Below are 14,340 nucleotides of genomic sequence, written 5' to 3' on the forward strand. Positions count from 1 at the left end.
TCAAGCCTTGCCCTCGCCCGCCGTGGGAATCTGCGGCGGAATCGGCGCGGTCTGTCCCGTCGGCGGCGGCGCCGGCCGCGGCTCATGCGACACATCGCGCGCGACGACAGCCGGATGGGCTCCGCGCATTGGCGGCGATTTCTCCTGATGCCCGACTGCATGCTCGTGCTGACCCGCACGTGCTTCCGCGTGGGCATCAGCCCGTGCATCCGCATGCCCATGCGGCCTGGCCCCGAGCACGTCTTCGTCGTGCAAAGGCTGCCCCTCGCTGTCTTTAGACGACGTGAACAAGCGCATCTGCGGCACCGGGATCTCGATGCCGGCCTCGTCCATCTTGCGTTTCAGCCGCAGATTGAACGCCCGCGCCACACTCCATTGTTGCAGCGGCCGCGTCTTGATCTGCCCTTTGACCACCATCCAGTTCGGGTCGAAGCGGTCGAGCCCCCACACCTCGATCGGCCCCAGCATCTCGCGACGGTAACGGAAGTCGGCCATCAGATCGGCACCGACTTCGCGAATCAATTGAGTGATTTCATCGACGTCGGTCGAGAACGACATCCGCACTTCGAACACTGCATAGGCAAAGTCGCGCGACAGATTCTTGACGATCTTGATCTGCGAAAACGGAATTGCATGGATCGCGCCCTGGCCGTCGCGTAACCGCACGGTGCGGATCGACAAATGCTCGACCGTTCCTGCATGGCCGCCGTCCACGTCGATCCAGTCGCCCACCGAAATCGTATCTTCGATGATGATGAAAAGCCCCGTGATCAGGTCGGTCACGAGCGACTGCGCGCCGAAACCGATCGCGAGGCCGATCACGCCGGCGCCCGCGAGCAGCGGTGTCACGTTGATGCCGAGATTTGCTGCCGTAACGATGCCCGCTATCGTCATGATGCTGACGAGCAGCACGTTGCGCACGAGCGGCAACATCGTTCGCGCCCGCATGCTCGGACCGCGCGACTTGTTGCGTGCACTGCCGGGGTTGAGCGCCTCGGTGATCGCGGTGTCGACGAGAATCCACAGCAGCCACGCAATGAACACGGTGGCCACGATCGCCGTCACCGCATGAGCGATACCGCGCGCGGCCACGTTTTCCTCGACGACCGCCGCGAGCGAAACGCCCCACAAGCGGGCCGCCAGCTCGAAGAAAAACAGCCAGATGAAAAGCGTCAGCAAAGTGCCGCAAAAACGCAGCAACCGCGTCAGATACGGAGAGCGTCGCCGCGCGCGTGCGCTGCGTGGACGCGTCATGCGTAAAACGATGGCCGACAGGAAAAACGCCAGCACCAGCAGCAGTGCAGTCACCACCGAGATTTGCAGCACGTTCTCGCTCGAACCGGAGCCGCCGAGCGTGGCGACGACCGAGGCCGTCGCCAGCACGAGAACGGGCACGTGCCAGAGCGCGGCGAGCACGTCGAAAGCATCGGTCGCGGCTTTATGATCGTTGCGTTGGTCGTAAGGCCGGTTGCGGATCAGATGAGCGACCGGCCGGCGAAACGCGAGCGCGAAATAGCCGGTCAGCACGGCGGCCGTCATGTTGGCGGCGGTCGAAACCAGCGCGGCCAGATTCGAGCCCATCTGATGCGCGACGTCGTAATTCACGGCCGCATCGCCGAGCGCGCCGCAGACGCCGACCGCAAACAGCAGGCGCCGCGCATGATCGATCAGCAAACGTACTGCGGTTCGCCGGTGTCCCGAGCCGAATAGCGAAAACATGATCAGGCAGATCGCCGAAAACACGGCGCCCGCGACAATCGCATACGCGACGACCATGCCGAGCGTGCGGCCGAGCGCATCGGGCATCGCGCGCACGAACAGCAGCGCGGCGACGAACGCAATGACCCACGGCCCGACGCGCCGCAACGCGAAGATCAGCAACTCTCGCGTGGTGGGATTCGGATTCAAGCCGATCACGATGCCAAGTCGCCGGTAGAGCCGGTGCTGCAGATAAATCAGCGCGGCTGCGCATGCGCCCCAGCCGGCCAGCATCGCGAACATCGAAAAGAGGATGCGGCCGAGGCTTTCCTGGCCCTGGCCCGAAATGATCGTGTAGAGCTCGTTGCCGGCCGCGTTGAAGCGTCCGCCCCAGTAGCGCACGGGCGTGCGGCCTTCATGCACGTCCGATTCGAACGACGCAATGCCCGACGCAATCGCGCCGAGCAGACCAGGGCTCTGCTGCGCTGGCGCGGGCGCGAGCGGGCCGACGGTTCGGGAGACGTCACGCAGCTTCTTCAACTGGGCGACGAGCGCGCTGCGCTGCCGGTCGTTGTCGAGCGTGGCGATCACGCTGTCGAGCGAACGCGCGATTTCCGCCTGGCTAGCGGGCGACGGTGCCGACGCGGCTTCCGCAGCCGACGCGCCGGACGCCGACGAGGCGGGCGCCACGGTCGCGCTGTTGATCAGGCTTTGCAACGCCGGGATGACGGGCGTGCCGGCGCTCGCGTCGGCCGCATGCGCGCTGGTGGGAAGCCACGCGGTCCAAAGAAAAAGCGCGACGAAGAGCGCGACCGGCCATGCGCTGAGCCGGCTCGCGCCGGGCGGGCACGCGCCGCGACGGATCAGGAATCCAATCCGGGCAAAAACACGAGGAAATGCAGCGTGAATCGCGAAAAGCCCGCCGTTTGACGGCGCAGCCTCAGACTCACGCCGCGACGGGCATGACTGCATGGCAATCCGTGAGAAAACGGGAGACGCCAGTGTAGCCCCAGTTTGCCCGCCTGCAACCGGACATGCGTAACCGATTGTTAGGACGCTTGCATGCGTTCTTGTGTGCCGCGTGCGCGGCGCCGGTCGGGATGACGTGCGTTGCGGCCGTTGCAGGCGGCACCGAACCGCCTATCGCCTGATGTGCGGCGTGCGTTTGTTGCGCGATGCCGCCGGTGCCGCGCGACAAAACGCACGCCCACGCTCAATACGCGACAGTTGCGATCTCGCGGACGAAACGGCCCTGCTCTAATTCATCGACGAATGCGATTGCGTAATCCTCGGCGGAAATCCGGCTGTTGCCCTGGGCGTCGGCAATCAGCGAGTCAGTGCCGGTGCGGAACGTGCCGGTGCGCTCGCCGGGAGCGATGATCGCGGCCGGCGAGAAGAACGTCCAGTCGAGATCCGCGACGCTGCGGTAGTAGTTCAGCGCCTCGCGGTGAGCCAGCGCGACAGCTTTATAGGCGTCCGGGAAACCCTCGGCGTCTACGAGTTGCTTGCCCGGAGCGACTTCGAGCGAGCCTGCGCCGCCCACCACGACGAGACGCTTGAGCCCCGCCGCGCGCACACCTTCGACAAGCGCACGGGTCGCCTTGTCCAGCAAGCCGACATCGGTTTGCGGCGGCGCATACGCGCTCGCCACCGCGTCGTGACCGCGCACCGCCGCGCCGACGCTCGCCGCGTCGAGCAGATCGGCTTCTGCCGCTTTCAGATTCGGCACGTCCGTCGGCACGCGCGCCGGGTTGCGCGACAGCGCCGTCACCTGATGCCCGCGACGCGCTGCTTCAGCCGCGATACGCGAACCGATCATGCCGGTGGCGCCGAACAACGCGATCTTCAACTGTTTGCTCATTTCAACTGCTCCTGTCATGGTTTATATGTAACCGTCTTGATTACATATACATCGAAAAAAACAGGGGCTTGGCCCCCGGGGTTCCTGCAAAACATTTATTGAAAATTCCGAATCGACGCTCGCCGCAGCAGAAAGCGCCCGCGTCACGCAGGCGGTCGCCGCTTGCGCTCCCTCGTGCGCTCGGCACGCAAGAGGTCCGCTGTCGCATCGGCCAGCGTTCGTCGCGCGAGCGACGCCTCCATGGCCTGCTGTGCTTCGTCGATGATTCCACGCAGCACGACCTGAATATTGCGCCCCACCATGCATGCCGGATTCGGCTCCTCGCGGTGAAGCGCGAACAGCTGCGCGTCGTCCACCGCGCGGTACACGTCGAGCAAGGAAATCTGCTCGGGCGCGCGAGCCAGCAGCGCGCCCCCGCCCGCGCCGAGTTGCGACGTGGTGAGGCCCGCCTCGGCAAGCATGGTCAGAAGCCGCCGGATGAGCGCGGGATTCGTATTCACGCTGCCCGCGATCATTTCCGACGAAAGCGGAGCGCCCTCCTGTAGCGACAGCAACGCGAGCACATGCACCGCAAACGCAAACCGGCTACTCGTGTTCACAACAACCCGTCCTGCGACGACAATGTGTAACCATGGTAATTACATTTACGGGCACTGTCAAACACGCTGTCAAACACGCTGCTGGACGCATGGTTATCGCGGCCGAGCAGGCGCACGCAATTCAGCGTGCTCATGCGCATCTCACTTGTCCATCTGCTTTTGCGCGTCGCCGCCATAGTTCGAACCAGACGACGAAGCAGCGGCGTTCGTCGACGAAGCCGTGCTTTGCGCCGACCATTCCTGCAGCTTGCGCCCGGCGTTCTCCAGGCTCTGGCCCGTCAGCGACGCCGCTTTACCGAGTTGCAGGTTGGCTGTACTGGCCGCGTTCTGCAGATTGGCTTGCGCGCTCGAAGCGAGCGCATTGGGGTCGATGGTGACCGTCGGCGCCGAGGCCGATTCGAGGTTCTGCTGCGCGGCGGATTTCGTCTCGTCGACCTTCTGGCCGACGTAGCTCGCCGCCTGATCGAGCTTCTGGCCGGCGGCCTGCGCCGCGTCGTTGAGCTTGCCGGCGACCTGCCCCGCCGACGCATCGTTCTTCTGGCAAGCCGCGAGACCGCCGAATACAAAGAGGACCACGGCGGCACGGCGCAGCAACGGAGAACGGAAAGATGAAGTCATGTGTATTTTGAACCGCCGGAGGCGGCGTAGCTGACGAAAACGCGCCCATCATACGCCGTTGCCGCGAAGCGCCCCACAAGCAGTCATGCAGGACGGATCGACGCGGCTCGCGGGCCGCGGCAGTCGCCGTTCTGTCAAACGTTGTGCGGTAGACTGGCTGCGGGCAATCAAGGTCCGTCCAGGGTTAGCTGTGTTCCATTGATCAATCGGAGGCATACGATGGCGGCAAAGAAGATTCTGTTTCTCACCGGCGATTTCGCCGAGGATTACGAGACGATGGTGCCGTTTCAGGCACTGCAGGCGGTCGGCCATGTGGTCGACGCCGTGTGCCCCGACAAGAAAGCAGGCGATCGGATCAAGACCGCGATTCACGATTTCGAAGGCGATCAGACGTACACGGAAAAACCGGGCCATCTGTTCGCGCTGAACGCGTCGTTCGAAGACGCCGATCCGCGTCAATACGATGCACTCGCTATCGCCGGTGGGCGCGCACCCGAGTATCTGCGGCTCAATCCCAAAGTGATCGAACTCGTGCGGCAGTTCGCGGAAGCCGGCAAACCGATCGCCGCCATCTGTCACGCCGCCCAACTGCTCGCCGCCGCCGACGTGATCCGAGGCAAGCGCATTTCCGCTTACCCGGCCTGCGCGCCCGAGGTCAAACTCGCTGGCGGCGAGTTCGCCGACATTCCGGTCGACGCCGCCATCACCGACGGCAACTTCGTGACCGCTCCCGCGTGGCCTGCTCATCCCGAATGGCTTCGCCAGTTCCTGGTTTTGCTGGGCACGCGTATCGAGCTTTGAGCCAGTTCAAGCGCCGCGCGGCTATCGCTGGTAAGCGCGGCATTTGAGAGTCGTCCTATAGTTCGCGTTGGAGGGCCTTCCTATAGTCACGGGCTGACTTGGGAGCGCTCTTCGATGGAACTAACCGACTGGATTGTGATTCTCGCCATCACGCTGATGACGATTGCTTTTCGCTGCGCGCACACGCCGGCCGGCTGGTCGCGAGAGAACCGCGCGCGGCGCCTCGCGGGAACGAGGATGCTGGCGCAAGCTGCCTGTTCCGTGTGGGCGGCTTCGCTGATCGTGGCGCGTTGTGTGTTCGCGCTCGACGGTTTGCTCGGGCTGCGTCCAACGTTTCAGGAAGTGCTCGCCGTCGTCGCAATTCTGCTTGCGTGCGGCTGCTACTGGTCGGTGCGCGGCCGGCGGCTCCTGAAACCGCGCCGTCTGTTTATCTCCTGCTAACCGGCGACGGCGCTCGAATTGCGCCACACGCCACACGCCACACGCCGCGCTCACGGGCTACAGGCTTCGCGACGAAACCTGCAGCCCGCCTCACCGCCTCATCCGCAGATTCCCTTGTTCATCGGCCATCGCCTGATCGTTCGCGGCAGGCGCCACGGCACGGACTTCGGCAGCCGCCAACGCCGACCGCGCGCCGGCTTCGGGCAGCGACAGGTAGAACGTCGTGCCCACACCTTCCGTCGACTCCGCCCACACGCGTCCACCATGCCGCTCCACGACGCGCCGCACCAGCGCGAGGCCGATGCCCTCTCCCGCCACCGCGGTGCCGTGCAATCTCTGAAAAGCGTTGAATAGCCGGGGCAGCGCGATCGAAGGAATGCCCAGCCCGTTGTCGCGCACGTAGAAAATCCGCAGCGATTGCACGCCGGGCGGCGCAGGCGTCGTACCGATCTCGATCCGGCCTTCTCGCGACTGATCGAGATAATTCACCGCATTTCCGATCAGATTGGCGAACACCTGTTCGAGCGCGGTCGGGTCGCCCCACACAGCCGGCAATTCGCCTACATGCACTTGCGCGTTGCGAGCGCGAATCGAGCCTTGCATTGCGTCGATCACCCGCTGCACGATATCGCACACTTCGACTTTCTGCTGCCGGTATTCGACACGGCCAATGCGGGAGAGCCGCAACAACGCGTCGATGATATGCGACGCGCGCAGCACCGCCGTCTGCAAATAGTGGAGCGCTTCCCCAATATCCTCGTCGACTATCCGTTCGATGCGCTGCCGCGTCTGCGCCGGGAGCGACGAGTCGCTGACGGCTGCTCGCAGTTCTTCGCAGGCGCGGATCAGTTCCTTCGAAAAGCCCTGCAGATTAACAAGCGGCACGCGCAGGTCATGCGACACGCTGTAAATGAACATCTCGTTTTCCTGCGTCTGCTGCCGCAAGCTTTCGTTGATGCGCGACAGTTCGTCCGCACGGCGCGCAAGGTCGGCCTGAAAGCGCGCCTGGATTCGCTCCGCTTCCAGCAGACGTCGACTGGTCGCATGCAGCGTCAGATCGAGGCGCGCGATTTCATCGTGGCCCGGCTCGATGGGCGCAAGCGGCTCGTTGCCTGCAAGGCGCCCGGCGTTGTCGGAGAGAAGCGCAAGCCGTCCGCGCACCCCACGCGTGAAAAGCCACACGGCGAGCGCCACGAACAGCAACGAACCGAACACTGCCGCTACCACGAGCGTCTGCTGCCGTTCGCGGGCGGCATCGGCGTCGCTCGCACGCTGAGCCTCCAGACGCCGTTCCTCCGTCTGGAAGGCGGCCAGTTGCTGACGAAAGCGATCGAGCACGTCGGCCTGAGCCAGCTCGCTGAACCGGTTGACAACGTCCTTGCGACGGCCCGAATGCAACATGTCCTGCGTGCGATCGGACCATTGCCGATAGGCCTGCACCGCCTGACGCACCTGGACCACGCGTTCGACCTGCGACGGATTGTCTGACACGAGTTCGGCGAGTTGATCTATGCGTCGATCGACGTCGACCCATACGGACAGCGGCGTCACGAACCGGTTGTCGGCGGCGAGCACCGCGCCGCGCAACGCGACGGACTCGCCCAGCACCGGATCCAGAATCGCCGTGGTCTGGCGCATCACCTCCTGGCCGTGAGCGGCCCTGCGCTCGGCTTCGGCCGCGTCGGACTGCGCCTTGAACAGGCCGGACAGAAGCGCCAGTTCGAAGACAGCAGGAATCGCAATCAGCAGCAGGCCTTTAGTGGTAAGTCGCATGCGCACGCGTTGGAGGGGTGGGCCGGCAGATTGTGCGCGGTACGGCACATTATGTCGGCGTTTGCTTACGAAACAAAGCGGCGCACCACCGGCTGAGCGTCACCGGCTAAGGCATCAAGGTGCCGGTAACGGGACGGCGGGGGCGCCTCAACATTCTGCAGCATCCGTAAGCAAGTCGAAAAATTACGAACCAACTTGGTTCATCAATTACCAAATCGGAACGCGTACGCACATCTATTGTGCTTTCAATGTGCGCAGAAGGTGCGTATTGAGAAGGCAAACGACGCAACCGCGTGCGTGCAGCTCCCTCACAGTGCTCACTGCACCGGCACAGCGCTAAATAGCACCGTTTTGGCCCGCTTCTTGCATTCTTGCGCGGCTTTTTGGCACAAGCGGAAATAATCGATGGAAAGCTTCAAATCCGGGACCGATACCCTCTTTCTCCTGCTCGGGGCCGCAATGGTGCTCGCGATGCACGCAGGATTTGCGTTCCTTGAACTGGGCACGGTGCGCAAGAAAAACCAGGTCAACGCGCTGGTGAAGATTCTGGTGGACTTCTCCGTCTCGACGATCGCCTATTTTTTCATCGGTTATACGATCGCCTACGGCGTGCAGTTCTTCGGCAACGCCGAATCGCTCGCGGTTCACAACGGCTACGCGCTGGTGCGCTTCTTTTTCCTGTTGACGTTCGCCGCCGCCATTCCGGCAATCGTCTCCGGCGGCATCGCCGAGCGCTCCAAATTCAATCCGCAACTCTTCGCGACTTTCGTTCTGGTCGGCTTCGTCTATCCATTCTTTGAGGGCATTGCCTGGAACGAGCGCTTCGGCGTGCAGAACTGGATCAGCCAGACGTTCGGTGCACCGTTCCACGACTTCGCGGGCTCCGTCGTCGTTCACGCGTTTGGCGGCTGGGTCGCGCTGCCCGCGGTGTTGCTGCTCGGTGCGCGCCACGGCCGCTATCACCGCGATGGCGGTATTGCCGCGCATCCGCCATCGAACATTCCGTTTCTGGCGCTCGGCGCGTGGGTGCTGGCCGTCGGCTGGTTCGGCTTTAACGTGATGAGCGCGCAGACGGTCGACAAGATCAGCGGCCTCGTCGCCGTCAATTCGTTGATGGCGATGGTCGGCGGCACGTTGACCGCCTGGCTAGCGGGACGCAACGACCCCGGCTTCACGTACAACGGGCCGCTCGCCGGGCTGGTCGCCGTGTGCGCCGGCTCGGACCTGATGCATCCGCTCGGCGCGCTCGTCACGGGCGGCATCGCCGGCGCGCTGTTCGTCTACATGTTCACGTGCGTGCAGAACCGCTGGCGCATCGACGACGTACTCGGCGTCTGGCCGCTACACGGTCTGTGCGGCGCGTGGGGCGGCATCGCAGCAGGCATCTTCGGTTTGCGGGCGCTCGGCGGCCTCGGCGGCGTCTCGTTCGGCGCACAGGTGCTCGGCACGCTGGGCGGTATCGTCGTGGCTTCGCTCGGCGGCACGCTCGTCTACGGCGCCATCCGCCTGACGGTGGGCCTGCGCCTCGATCAGGAGGACGAGTACAACGGCGCTGACCTGTCGATCCACAAAATCTCTGCTACGCCGGAGCGCGAAAGCCTGGGCTGATGGCATGCGCCGGCCGCGCCGGGCCGGCTCGCGCGACCTGTCCCCATGGAATAGCGAATGTTAGACTTGCGCGCTGCAGACTGAACACTCGAAAGGGTTGCGATGCGCTCGGCACGGCATGCCGATCGTGGCCCCCTTCCGAACGATGCCTGCTTCCCCGGAACAGAGCCGACTCGACATTGCGTACGCTCCGCCCGGTTTGTCGAATCCCACGTTTCGCCTGGCACTCTCATGTATTGGTCGATACTCGCGGTCGCCGTCGGCGGCGCACTTGGCTCGTTATTTCGCTGGTTTCTCGGCCTGCGTCTGAATGCGCTCTTTCCGTCGTTGCCGCTCGGCACCTTCGCGTCAAATGTGATCGCAGGCTACATCATCGGCGTGGCCGTCGCGGGCTTCGCGCGCGCGCCGCAGATTGCGCCCGAGTGGCGGCTTTTCGTGATCACCGGAATGATGGGCGGACTGTCCACCTTCTCCACCTTCTCGGCCGAAGTGGTGCAGCACCTGCAGGACGGCCGCCTCGGCTGGGCCGCCGGCGAAGTCGCGATACATGTGGGCGCGTCGCTTGTCATGACCATTCTCGGCATTGCCACGGTTACGCTGCTGTCGCGTTAAGTAACGCTAGCCACGGCCCACTCCTTATCTCTTCCATCTGTTCATGGGACTGGCTCTGCCGCTGCTGGTGGCCGCAGTTTGCGCAGCCGCAGCGGGCACACCGCTTGCACGTTTCAAAGCGCACCCTTTCCATAAAGGAGGTGAAAGATGGGCTCAATCAATCCGCAAGGCGCCTCTAGCGGCGGAGCGAAAATTGTCGGCGGCGGTATCGGCGAAGGTCCGGGGCCCGACGTCATGGCTGCGGCCACGCTCGACGGCACGAAGGTGATGTCGTCGGATGGTGAGCATGTCGGCAAGATTTCCGACATCATGCTGGACGTCCGCAATGGACGCATCGCGTACGCGGTGCTATCCGAAGGCGGGTTCCTCGGCATGGGAGCGAATCTGCACGCCATTCCATGGAGCGCGCTGACTCTCGATACCGACCAGAAGTGCTTCTTTGTCGATATCACGGCGCAACGTCTGAAGGACGACCCGGGCTTCGACCCCGACCACTGGCCGTCAATGGCAGATTCGACCTGGGGCGAATCGACCTATAGCTACTACAACCGGCAGCCGTACTGGACGGCGACCCGCGAAGTCGTCGAAGAAGACCCTGCCATCCGGCCCAGTGAGCACTGACGCGAGCCAGCGCTCAAGCCGTAGCTGACCTCTGAGTGCCCATGTCACCGCGTTGTACTGCGGTGACATGGGGCGCGTTTCGTAACGCGCGTTATCGAGCCGCCAGCATTCCGATGATCAGGCCGCCGATCAACGCCATCGTTACCGCTTTCCACGGACTGTCGTGAACGAAGTCGTCTGTAGATTCAGACACGACGCGGTATTTCGTTTTGACAACGTCCTGCGCGTCGGCAAGTCTGTCCTTCAATTCGGAAAGTTTCTGTGCGCTGCGGGCACGCAGTTCGTCGCTGCCGTTCGGCCTTGACGCGAGGCTGTCGTCGCGCGATGCATCGGCGGAACCCGAACTGGTGGCTTGAGTAGACTCGGCCATTTGAACCCTCCCTGTCTCCGTTAAGTGGACAAGGTTCAGCAAACCGCGTGCCTCGCCGAGTGCTTCCAATAAAGTCCCGTTCGAACCGACGTTATTAATTAGGATGGCGATGTAAATCACTGCACCAATGCAAATCAGAAGTATGACGAGTGACATGACACAGGCTTGCTCGTGAGGTCAGTAAGTCCGCACAGGCACGAGCGTTGCGCGCCCCATACGCCGGCCGCAGTGACCGGCGCGAACCAGGAGCGATAAATGAGCATTTTTTCGACGATCCTCAACAAGATCTTCCCGCATGATCATCCGGCGAACACGGGCTCGGGCGGCACCGCCGGACCGGCAGCCGCGGCGACGGCGGCACCGGGCAGCGCAACTGCGCCGGCTGGAACGCCAGCAACACCTTCCACTGCCGCCGCCGGTAATTCACAGCCTCCCGTTACCCCTATGCCGACGGTCGACGTCGAAGCGGTACTGATAAAAATGCAGGAAAGCAGCGGCGAAACATTGAACTGGCGTACGTCCATTGTCGATCTGCTGAAGCTGCTTGGACTCGACAGCAGTCTCGCGGCCCGCAAGGAACTCGCATCCGAGTTGCACTACACAGGCAATACGGAAGATTCAGCTTCGATGAACATCTGGCTGCACAAGCAGGTGATGACGAAGCTCGCTGAAAACGGTGGCAAGGTGCCCGACGATCTGAAGAACTAAGCCGGTCACACGCAGCAATCTGGCCGTGGCAAGGCGCGCGGCTTCCTCGTCGAGCCTCGTAGACTGAAGAGACCCGAGCGCCAGCGCCTTGTCGACAGCATCTTCCAGGCGGCGTGCACGATGGTGGCGCTTTAAGCGTTTCGCGGTCAGTCTCCGAACGGGTTGCCCGTGTCTTTCACTTCAGTACTGAGGTTGTATTCGGCGCGCACGGCTTTTAGCACGCTCTCGATGTCGCGCTCAAAGCCGATCGCGTTGCCGAAATTGGTCATCGTCCAGTTGCAGCCTGTCTTGTCCGCCTCCTGCAACTGCGGTCGCGGCACGCGAATCTTGACGCCGTCTTCGACGATTTCCGGCAGCCGATGGAGTCGCCGGTTGACCTCCTGCTGAAGCTGCGACGCATTGAGCATTTTTCGTATCATGCAAGTCTCCTTCCGGTTGTTCGAGCCATCTGGCGCAAGTGACGCCGCATCGGTCCGGGCTGGTTGATGGCGACTCCAAGCAGGGACAATTGGGCGCATCACCGCTATGCCGCCAACCTATGTTCATAGTACGGCCGGTCCCTGTCATCGAGAATTGCGTACATTGCCTCCAGATTGTTCGGGTTTGGGTTGAGCCATGCATCTACGTTTTCCGGCTTGATAGGAATGATGCAGCGGTCGTGACCGGTCGCCGCGACTTCCGGTGGCGGCTCGTCTGTTATCGCCGCAAACGACAGCAGGTCCGGCTCGCCCGGTGCGGACCACCGCGACCACAGGCAGGCGACATGCATCAATTCCCCGTTGCCCGGACGAAACTCCAGCACGACGTTCTCGTCCCGCTCGTGAGTTTCCAGTAACGTGCCTTCGTACTTCGCCCGGCTGACGTTCTCATAGAAAACTTCGACAAGCAGGACGGCATGCGTGTACCCAAAGCACGGAGCCCAGAAACCTTCAAGGCTATCCCGGCGCGCATTGTATGTTCCGGGATACTTCGTATCGTACGACGCAGGTTTTCCAGCAATGCGGCATTGATACCGCATAGGCTTGACGACCCGTTGCCCACCTTCCATCACCATGACCGGCGCGTAGTTACCGGGAAAGATGCGCGAGTCCCGCGGCTGTAATGCGGTTCGCTGCAGGTCTTCAAGTTTTCCCTTGACCCATGCAATTTTGTCGGTGGCAATGCGCTGACTTTCCGTTGCGGCTTTGGTGACCTTCGTCTGCAGCGTGCGTTCGGCGTCTGCAAGCCGTGTGCGCTGTTTGAAAAGAACCTGTTCCAGCTTCGTCACCTGCGCCGACGTGAAGCGCGCTATCAGAGCGTTGATCTCACGCGTTGCTTCGTCCTGCGGATCGGCAAAGGCGTCTTCCATGGCTTTGGGTATCTTCGCTTTGCCGATGCCCTCCGTTCGTTCAAAAAACAAACGCGCAAACTCGTGGATGTCGATGATTGCGCCAAAGGTACGCACGAATTTTCGATAGTCCGCCACGACTTGAGCCGAGTAGCACATGGTGCCTCCAGTTTGATGTGGTCATGATATGCGAGCCGGCTTTGACTTTGCGATCCGCATGACCTGCTTTGTTGGCTTTGTTGGCTTTGTTGGTGCGCGGCGGCAAGATGGGCGGATAATCGCAAGTTCGACGATTCGGCGCGACCAGCCTTGGCCTGCTATTGCGAAGAGGTCTTCAGCATGTCTCATGGCGCTCAATGCCTGGTAGTCGCCATTCTGCTGAGAACAGTATCCGTGCGCATTGACCCATACAGTCTTGAACTTTTTGTTGCGGTGGTGGAGGAAGGTTCGATAGCCCGAGCGGCCGCACGAGGTCACATATCGTCGTCGGCTATCAGCCGGCGGATTGCTGACCTGGAGACCTCGCTTGGTGCGCTTTTACTGACCCGTTCGCCGTCCGGTGTCGAGCTGACGGAGGCCGGTGCCCACATTTTTTCGCGGGCCCGCGCACTGAACGACCAGTTGCAGTCATTGGTGGGCGAGGTACATTCGCTGGCAGGTCAAGTCTCGGGAACCGTCCGGCTGTATGCAAATGCGTCCGCCATCGTCGGGTTTCTCCCTGAACTACTGACCACTTTCAAGGCGGCGTATCCGCTGGTCGAGATTGCTCTCATCGAGCAGATCAGCAGCGACGTACTGCGCGCATGTGTGGACGGCCGCGCAGATGTGGGAATCTCGTCGGCAGTTGTCGCGCCGGACAGCCTCGACTCCTGGCACTTTGCAGACGACCCCTTGCTGGTTGTCGTTCCACGGCAGCACGAACTCGCATCGGTGACCGCCCCGACCTTTAGTGACGTGTTGAACTTCTCACTCGTTGCACTGCAGGCCGGCGGAACGCTCGACCAGGAATTGCGCGAGCGCGCGGCAGCCATGGGAAAGCCGCTCCAAGTATCGGTTACGGTCAATAGCTTTGACGCCCAGTGCCGGATGATAGAGGCTGGCTTAGGCATTGGCATCGTGCCGACCAGCGCGGCTTCGGCGTTCGCCGGGTCGGGAAACTTCATTCGTCACCCGCTCGACGCGCCGTGGGCGGCGAGCAGGACGCTGCGGGTGCATGCCGTCAAAAGGTCAGCGCGCCGCAAAGCCGTGGCGGCCTTGATATTTCATCTAAGTTCACATAGCCACCAGGGTTAATGCGGACGTC

The 14,340-nt window shown here is 62.6% G+C and carries 15 protein-coding genes; 7 read left to right on the top strand and 8 right to left on the bottom strand.

The window, feature by feature from the left end; all coding sequences use genetic code 11:
- The 4 genes from J2W46_RS25320 to J2W46_RS25335 form a co-directional block, all read right to left on the bottom strand.
- Complete coding sequence (locus tag J2W46_RS25320; protein WP_310357212.1) at positions 1-2,670, bottom strand: mechanosensitive ion channel family protein; 2,670 nt, start codon at positions 2,668-2,670, stop codon at positions 1-3.
- 241 nt (positions 2,671-2,911) lie between these two features.
- Entirely contained in the window at positions 2,912-3,559 is a 648-nt protein-coding gene (locus J2W46_RS25325; RefSeq protein WP_310357215.1) for an NAD(P)-dependent oxidoreductase, read from the bottom strand.
- A 143-nt stretch (positions 3,560-3,702) separates the two neighbouring features.
- Entirely contained in the window at positions 3,703-4,158 is a 456-nt protein-coding gene (locus J2W46_RS25330) for an Rrf2 family transcriptional regulator (protein ID WP_310357218.1), read from the bottom strand.
- 141 nt (positions 4,159-4,299) lie between these two features.
- The gene (locus tag J2W46_RS25335) at positions 4,300-4,776 is read right to left on the bottom strand and encodes a hypothetical protein (protein WP_020070089.1); all 477 of its coding nucleotides are present in this window, start codon (positions 4,774-4,776) and stop codon (positions 4,300-4,302) included.
- 219 nt (positions 4,777-4,995) lie between these two features.
- Between J2W46_RS25335 and J2W46_RS25340 the strand changes: the two genes are divergently transcribed.
- Together J2W46_RS25340 and J2W46_RS25345 are read left to right on the top strand one after the other, a co-directional pair.
- On the top strand, positions 4,996-5,577 hold the full coding sequence (locus J2W46_RS25340) for a DJ-1/PfpI family protein (RefSeq protein WP_020070088.1): 582 nt from the start codon (positions 4,996-4,998) through the stop codon (positions 5,575-5,577).
- Positions 5,578-5,691: 114 nt separating this feature from the next.
- Positions 5,692-6,018, top strand: coding sequence for a hypothetical protein (locus tag J2W46_RS25345; RefSeq protein WP_310357222.1), 327 nt, complete (start codon positions 5,692-5,694; stop codon positions 6,016-6,018).
- 90 nt (positions 6,019-6,108) lie between these two features.
- Here the strand turns inward: J2W46_RS25345 and J2W46_RS25350 are convergent, their stop codons facing one another.
- Entirely contained in the window at positions 6,109-7,791 is a 1,683-nt protein-coding gene (locus J2W46_RS25350) for a sensor histidine kinase (protein WP_310357224.1), read from the bottom strand.
- A gap of 405 nt (positions 7,792-8,196) precedes the next feature.
- Between J2W46_RS25350 and J2W46_RS25355 the strand changes: the two genes are divergently transcribed.
- The 3 genes from J2W46_RS25355 (at position 8,197) to J2W46_RS25365 (ending at position 10,632) form a co-directional block, all read left to right on the top strand.
- Entirely contained in the window at positions 8,197-9,399 is a 1,203-nt protein-coding gene (locus tag J2W46_RS25355; protein WP_020070085.1) for an ammonium transporter, read from the top strand.
- Between the two features lie 231 nt (positions 9,400-9,630).
- Positions 9,631-10,011 carry a fluoride efflux transporter CrcB gene (gene crcB / locus J2W46_RS25360; RefSeq protein ID WP_020070084.1) on the top strand — a complete coding sequence of 127 codons (381 nt, stop codon included), beginning with the start codon at positions 9,631-9,633 and terminating at the stop codon, positions 10,009-10,011.
- A gap of 147 nt (positions 10,012-10,158) precedes the next feature.
- Positions 10,159-10,632 carry a PRC-barrel domain-containing protein gene (locus J2W46_RS25365; protein WP_131319404.1) on the top strand — a complete coding sequence of 158 codons (474 nt, stop codon included), beginning with the start codon at positions 10,159-10,161 and terminating at the stop codon, positions 10,630-10,632.
- A 91-nt stretch (positions 10,633-10,723) separates the two neighbouring features.
- Here the strand turns inward: J2W46_RS25365 and J2W46_RS25370 are convergent, their stop codons facing one another.
- Positions 10,724-11,158 (bottom strand): DUF883 family protein, encoded by a 435-nt coding sequence (locus J2W46_RS25370; protein WP_310357230.1) that lies wholly within the window; start codon positions 11,156-11,158, stop codon positions 10,724-10,726.
- Positions 11,159-11,257: 99 nt separating this feature from the next.
- On the opposite strand from J2W46_RS25370, the gene J2W46_RS25375 reads away from it, so the two are divergent.
- Complete coding sequence (locus tag J2W46_RS25375) at positions 11,258-11,710, top strand: DUF3597 domain-containing protein (protein ID WP_020070081.1); 453 nt, start codon at positions 11,258-11,260, stop codon at positions 11,708-11,710.
- Between the two features lie 146 nt (positions 11,711-11,856).
- Here the strand turns inward: J2W46_RS25375 and J2W46_RS25380 are convergent, their stop codons facing one another.
- Complete coding sequence (locus tag J2W46_RS25380; protein ID WP_087750301.1) at positions 11,857-12,129, bottom strand: hypothetical protein; 273 nt, start codon at positions 12,127-12,129, stop codon at positions 11,857-11,859.
- A gap of 104 nt (positions 12,130-12,233) precedes the next feature.
- A complete protein-coding gene (locus J2W46_RS25385) occupies positions 12,234-13,196 on the bottom strand; it encodes an SOS response-associated peptidase family protein (protein WP_310357233.1) in 963 nt (320 codons plus the stop codon).
- 234 nt (positions 13,197-13,430) lie between these two features.
- Here J2W46_RS25385 and J2W46_RS25390 point away from each other — a divergent pair, with 234 nt between their 5' ends.
- The gene (locus J2W46_RS25390) at positions 13,431-14,330 is read left to right on the top strand and encodes a LysR substrate-binding domain-containing protein (RefSeq protein ID WP_310357271.1); all 900 of its coding nucleotides are present in this window, start codon (positions 13,431-13,433) and stop codon (positions 14,328-14,330) included.
- Positions 14,331-14,340: the final 10 nt, after the last annotated feature.

The sequence above is a fragment of the Paraburkholderia strydomiana genome (genome assembly GCF_031456815.1).
In the GTDB taxonomy this organism is placed as follows: Bacteria; Pseudomonadota; Gammaproteobacteria; order Burkholderiales; family Burkholderiaceae; genus Paraburkholderia; species Paraburkholderia caledonica.

Coding starts and splice junctions, on each gene's coding strand:
- J2W46_RS25385 (WP_310357233.1), bottom strand. CDS start 13,196: ATGTGCTACTCGGCTCAAGTCGTGGCGGACTATCGAAAATTCGTGCGT.
- J2W46_RS25375 (WP_020070081.1), top strand. CDS start 11,258: ATGAGCATTTTTTCGACGATCCTCAACAAGATCTTCCCGCATGATCAT.
- J2W46_RS25350 (WP_310357224.1), bottom strand. CDS start 7,791: ATGCGACTTACCACTAAAGGCCTGCTGCTGATTGCGATTCCTGCTGTC.
- J2W46_RS25370 (WP_310357230.1), bottom strand. CDS start 11,158: ATGTCACTCGTCATACTTCTGATTTGCATTGGTGCAGTGATTTACATC.
- crcB (WP_020070084.1), top strand. CDS start 9,631: ATGTATTGGTCGATACTCGCGGTCGCCGTCGGCGGCGCACTTGGCTCG.
- J2W46_RS25365 (WP_131319404.1), top strand. CDS start 10,159: ATGGGCTCAATCAATCCGCAAGGCGCCTCTAGCGGCGGAGCGAAAATT.
- J2W46_RS25320 (WP_310357212.1), bottom strand. CDS start 2,670: ATGCAGTCATGCCCGTCGCGGCGTGAGTCTGAGGCTGCGCCGTCAAAC.
- J2W46_RS25355 (WP_020070085.1), top strand. CDS start 8,197: ATGGAAAGCTTCAAATCCGGGACCGATACCCTCTTTCTCCTGCTCGGG.
- J2W46_RS25345 (WP_310357222.1), top strand. CDS start 5,692: ATGGAACTAACCGACTGGATTGTGATTCTCGCCATCACGCTGATGACG.
- J2W46_RS25380 (WP_087750301.1), bottom strand. CDS start 12,129: ATGATACGAAAAATGCTCAATGCGTCGCAGCTTCAGCAGGAGGTCAAC.
- J2W46_RS25325 (WP_310357215.1), bottom strand. CDS start 3,559: ATGAGCAAACAGTTGAAGATCGCGTTGTTCGGCGCCACCGGCATGATC.
- J2W46_RS25340 (WP_020070088.1), top strand. CDS start 4,996: ATGGCGGCAAAGAAGATTCTGTTTCTCACCGGCGATTTCGCCGAGGAT.
- J2W46_RS25335 (WP_020070089.1), bottom strand. CDS start 4,776: ATGACTTCATCTTTCCGTTCTCCGTTGCTGCGCCGTGCCGCCGTGGTC.